General features: G+C 63.5%; 4 protein-coding genes. 2 read left to right on the top strand and 2 right to left on the bottom strand.

Translation table 11 applies throughout. The features are described 5' to 3' along the window. Positions 1-63: 63 nt before the first annotated feature. Complete coding sequence (lpxH, locus tag QMX96_RS26470) at positions 64-786, bottom strand: UDP-2,3-diacylglucosamine diphosphatase (RefSeq protein ID WP_043863062.1); 723 nt, start codon at positions 784-786, stop codon at positions 64-66. Beyond that, positions 783-1,286 (bottom strand): peptidylprolyl isomerase, encoded by a 504-nt coding sequence (locus QMX96_RS26465; protein WP_043863061.1) that lies wholly within the window; start codon positions 1,284-1,286, stop codon positions 783-785. Before QMX96_RS26465 ends, lpxH begins: the two co-directional genes overlap by 4 nt. A 236-nt stretch (positions 1,287-1,522) precedes the next feature. Between QMX96_RS26465 and QMX96_RS26460 the strand changes: the two genes are divergently transcribed. Further along, positions 1,523-3,226 (top strand): glutamine--tRNA ligase/YqeY domain fusion protein, encoded by a 1,704-nt coding sequence (locus QMX96_RS26460; protein WP_043863060.1) that lies wholly within the window; start codon positions 1,523-1,525, stop codon positions 3,224-3,226. Positions 3,227-3,236: 10 nt separating this feature from the next. Further along, positions 3,237-4,619, top strand: a complete 1,383-nt coding sequence (gene cysS / locus QMX96_RS26455; protein WP_043863059.1) for a cysteine--tRNA ligase — start codon at positions 3,237-3,239, stop codon at positions 4,617-4,619. The last annotated feature ends 80 nt before the right edge of the window (positions 4,620-4,699 follow it).

Below are 4,699 nucleotides of genomic sequence, written 5' to 3'. Positions count from 1 at the left end.
GGCAAGGCCGGCTCCTACAGGATTACGCAAAACCTGTAGGAGCCGGCCTTGCCGGCGAAGGGGTCAGGCAAAGTCGAAGGGGGCCAGCTGGAACCCTTGTTCATCCACCTGCAGCGCCCACCCCTGGCGATCCCAGTCGCCCAGCACGATACGCCGCGCCGGCGCATCGCCCACCATCAGCTTGTGGATCGCCGGGCGATGGGTGTGCCCATGCACCAGGGTGCGCACGCCATGCTGCTGCATCACCCGCGGTACCTCCTCGGGCGTCACATCGACAATGTCATTGGCCTTCATGCGCGTCTGCGCGCGGCTTTCGCTGCGCAGCTTGCGCGCAAGCTTGTGCCGCGTGCGCAACGGCAGGTGGCGCAGCACCCACAGGCTCACGGGGTTGCGCAGGTAACGGCGCAGCTTCATGTAGCCTTCGTCACGGGTGCACAGGCTGTCGCCATGCATCAGCAGCACCGGCTCGCCGCCCAGCTCGACCACGCTGGGGTCGGGTAGCAGGGTGGCGCCTGCGGCCTTGCAGAACGCCTGGCCGATGAGGAAGTCGCGGTTGCCGTGCATCAGGAACACCTGGGTGCCCGTGTCGCTCAGCGCACGCAAGGCCTGGCAGATCGACGCCTGGTAGGGCGTCATGGCGTCGTCGCCGATCCAGGCCTCGAAAAAGTCCCCGAGAATGTACAGCGCTTGCGCGCTGCGGGCACGGGTGGCCAGCAGATCAAGAAACGCCCGGGTAATGTCCGGGCGTTCTTCTTGCAGGTGCAGATCGGAGATCAGCAGTATCACCCAATGATCTCGGCTTTCTCGATGATCACGTCTTCGGCTGGCACGTCCTGGTGGCCGGCTTTGGAACCGGTGGCAACGGCCTTGATCTTGTCGACCACGTCGGTGCCTTCGGTGACTTTGCCGAACACTGCATAACCCCAGCCCTGCACGTTCTTGCCGCTGTGGTTGAGGAAGCTGTTGTCGGCGACGTTGATGAAGAACTGCGCCGAGGCCGAATGCGGCTCCATGGTACGGGCCATGGCGATGGTGTACTTGTCGTTGCTCAGGCCGTTGTCGGCTTCGTTCTGGATGCTCGGGCGCTTGTCTTTCTTCTCTTTCATGCCCGGCTCGAAACCGCCGCCCTGGATCATGAAGTTGCCGATGACGCGGTGGAACACGGTGTTCTCGTAGTGACCGGCTTTGACGTACTCGATGAAGTTGGCCACGGTGATCGGGGCTTTCTCGGCGTTCAGCTCGATGACGATGTCACCGTGATTGGTGGTCAGTTTGACTTGGGTCATGCTCAAATTCTCGCTTTTCAGGCATTCAAGAAATGGGTGCGCAGGATCGCGTAGTAACCCTGACGCACAGTTTACAGGCCACGATACGCACGTCACGGCAGTTTTTTTGCCCGGCCAGCCGAATATAGCGCCAGTTTGTCGGCGCTGCCCTGTCGGCAGCTCGGGCGCTTGGGCTATGATAAGCGCTTTGATTCAGTCGGCCTACCCGGGCCGTGTACCGGTATTTCAAGGATCCTATGAGCAAGCCCACCGCTGACAACGCTCCCAACGCCGCTGCCAAAGGCGCGCCCGCCGTCCCTGTGAACTTCCTGCGTCCGATCGTGCAGGCCGACCTGGATTCGGGCAAGCACACCAGCATCGTCACCCGTTTCCCGCCGGAGCCCAACGGCTACCTGCACATTGGTCACGCCAAGTCGATCTGCGTGAACTTCGGCCTGGCCCAGGAATTCGGCGGTGCCTGTCACCTGCGCTTCGATGACACCAACCCGGCCAAAGAGGACCAGGAGTACATCGACGCCATCCAGCGTGACGTCAAGTGGCTGGGCTTCGAGTGGACCGGCCCGGTGCGCTATGCCTCGCAGTACTTCGAGCAGTTGCACGCGTGGGCGGTCGACCTGATCAAGTCGGGCAATGCCTATGTGTGCGACCTGACCCCGGAGCAGGCCCGCGAGTACCGCGGCAACCTGACCGAGCCGGGCAAGAACAGCCCGTTCCGCGAGCGCAGCGTCGAGGAAAACCTCGACCTGTTCGCGCGCATGAAGGCCGGCGAGTTCCAGGATGGCGAGCGCGTGCTGCGCGCCAAGATCGACATGGCCTCGCCGAACATGAACCTGCGCGACCCGATCCTGTACCGCATCCGCCATGCCCATCATCACCAGACCGGCGACACCTGGTGCATCTACCCGATCTACGACTTCACCCATGGCCAGTCGGACGCCATCGAGGGCATCACCCACTCGATCTGCACCCTGGAGTTCGAAAGCCATCGTCCGTTGTACGAGTGGTTCCTCGACCACCTGCCGGTGCCGTGCAAGCCGCGCCAGTACGAGTTCAGCCGCCTGAACCTGAACTACACCATCACCAGCAAGCGCAAGCTCAAGCAACTGGTGGACGAGCAGCACGTACAGGGCTGGGACGACCCGCGCATGTCCACGCTGTCGGGCTTCCGCCGTCGTGGCTACACCCCGGCGTCTATCCGCAATTTCTGCGAGATGGTCGGCACCAACCGTTCCGACGGCGTGGTCGACATGTCGATGCTCGAATTCAGCATCCGTGACGACCTGGACCGCACCGCGCCACGGGCCATGTGCGTACTGCGCCCGCTGAAGGTAGTCATCACCAACTACCCCGAAGGCCAGGTCGAGCAGCTCGAACTGCCGCGTCACCCCAAGGAAGACATGGGCGTGCGTGCACTGCCGTTCGCCCGCGAGATCTACATCGACCGCGACGACTTCATGGAAGAGCCGCCCAAGGGCTACAAGCGCCTGGAGCCGGCCGGTGAAGTGCGCCTGCGTGGCAGCTACGTGATCCGCGCCGACGAGGCGATCAAGGATGCCGAGGGCAACATCGTCGAGCTGCGCTGCTCGTACGACCCCGACACCCTGGGCAAGAACCCCGAGGGCCGCAAGGTCAAGGGTGTGATCCACTGGGTGCCGGCCGCGGCCAGCGTCGAGTGCGAAGTACGTCTGTATGACCGCCTGTTCCGTTCGGCCAACCCCGAGAAGACCGACGACGGCGGCAGCTTCCTTGACAACATCAATCCCGATTCGCTGCAGGTGCTGAGCGGTTGTCGTGCGGAACCTTCGCTGGGCCAGGCCCAGCCCGAAGACCGCTTCCAGTTCGAGCGCGAAGGCTACTTCTGCGTCGACCTGAAAGACTCCACGCCGGGTAAGCCGGTGTTCAACCGCACCGTGACCCTGCGCGATTCGTGGGGCAGCTAAGGAACTCTACGTGCTAAGCATCTACAACACCCTGAGCAAGACCAAGGAAGTTTTCGTTCCGCTCGATGGCAACAAGGTTCGCATGTACGTGTGCGGCATGACCGTGTACGACTTCTGCCACCTGGGCCATGGGCGCAGCATGGTCGCGTTCGACCTGGTCACGCGCTGGCTGCGCTACAGCGGCTACGACCTGACCTATGTGCGCAACATCACCGACATCGACGACAAGATCATCAACCGCGCCAACCAGAACGGCGAATCGTTCGAAGCGCTGACCGCGCGCATGATCGACGCGATGCACGAGGACGAGCGCCGTCTGAACATCCTGCCGCCGGACCAGGAGCCGCGTGCCACCGACCACATCGCCGGCATGCACGCGATGATCCAGACCCTGATCGACAAGGGTTATGCCTACGCGCCGGGCAATGGCGACGTGTACTACCGCGTCGGCAAGTTCGTCGGCTACGGCAAGCTGTCGCGCAAGAAGATCGAAGACCTGCGCATCGGTGCCCGCATCGAGGTCGACGAGGCCAAGCAGGACCCGCTCGACTTCGTGCTGTGGAAGGGCGTCAAGCCCGGCGAGCCGAGCTGGGAATCGCCGTGGGGCCCGGGCCGTCCGGGCTGGCACATCGAGTGCTCGGTGATGTCGACCTGCTGCCTGGGCGAGAGCTTCGACATTCATGGTGGCGGCAACGACCTGGAGTTCCCGCACCACGAGAACGAGATTGCCCAGAGCGAGGCGGCCACCGGCAAGCAGTACGCCAAGGCGTGGATGCATTGCGGCATGATCCGTATCAATGGCGAGAAGATGTCCAAGTCGTTGAACAACTTCTTCACCATTCGCGACGTGCTCGACAAGTATCACCCGGAGGTGGTGCGCTACCTGCTGGTGTCGAGCCACTACCGCAGCTCGATCAACTACTCCGAGGACAGCCTGCGCGAAGCCAAGGGCGCGCTGGAACGCTTCTACCATGCGCTGCGCGGCTTGCCGCGCGTGGCCGCGCAAGGTGGCGAGGCGTATGTCGAGCGTTTTGCCGCGGCCATGAACGACGACTTCGGCACGCCTGAAGCCTGTGCGGTGCTGTTCGACCTGGTGCGCGAGATCAACCGCGTGCGCGAGGCCGAGCCTGAGGTGGCCGCTGGCCTGGCGGGCCGTTTGCGCGAGCTGGCCGAGCTGCTGGGCGTGTTGCAGCTGGAGGCCGACGACTTCCTGCAGGCGGGCGCCGAAGGCAAGGTCGATGCAGCTGAAGTGGAGGCGTTGATCCAGGCGCGTCTGCAGGCACGTACCGACAAGAACTGGGCCGAATCGGACCGCATCCGCGACCAGCTGACCGCCATGGGCGTGGTGCTGGAAGACGGCAAGGGCACGACGACCTGGCGCCTGGCTGACTGATCGCGCTGCCCTCATCGCGGGTCGAGCCCGCTCCCACAGGTTGATCACTGTGCTCTAGATCAGTGATCAACCTGTGGGAG

The organism is Pseudomonas sp. PS01300, assembly GCF_029960155.1.
Lineage (GTDB): Bacteria > Pseudomonadota > Gammaproteobacteria > Pseudomonadales > Pseudomonadaceae > Aquipseudomonas > Aquipseudomonas palmensis.
The sequence above is the reverse complement of the archived record's forward strand: the minus strand, read 5'-3'. Positions and strand labels throughout refer to the sequence as shown.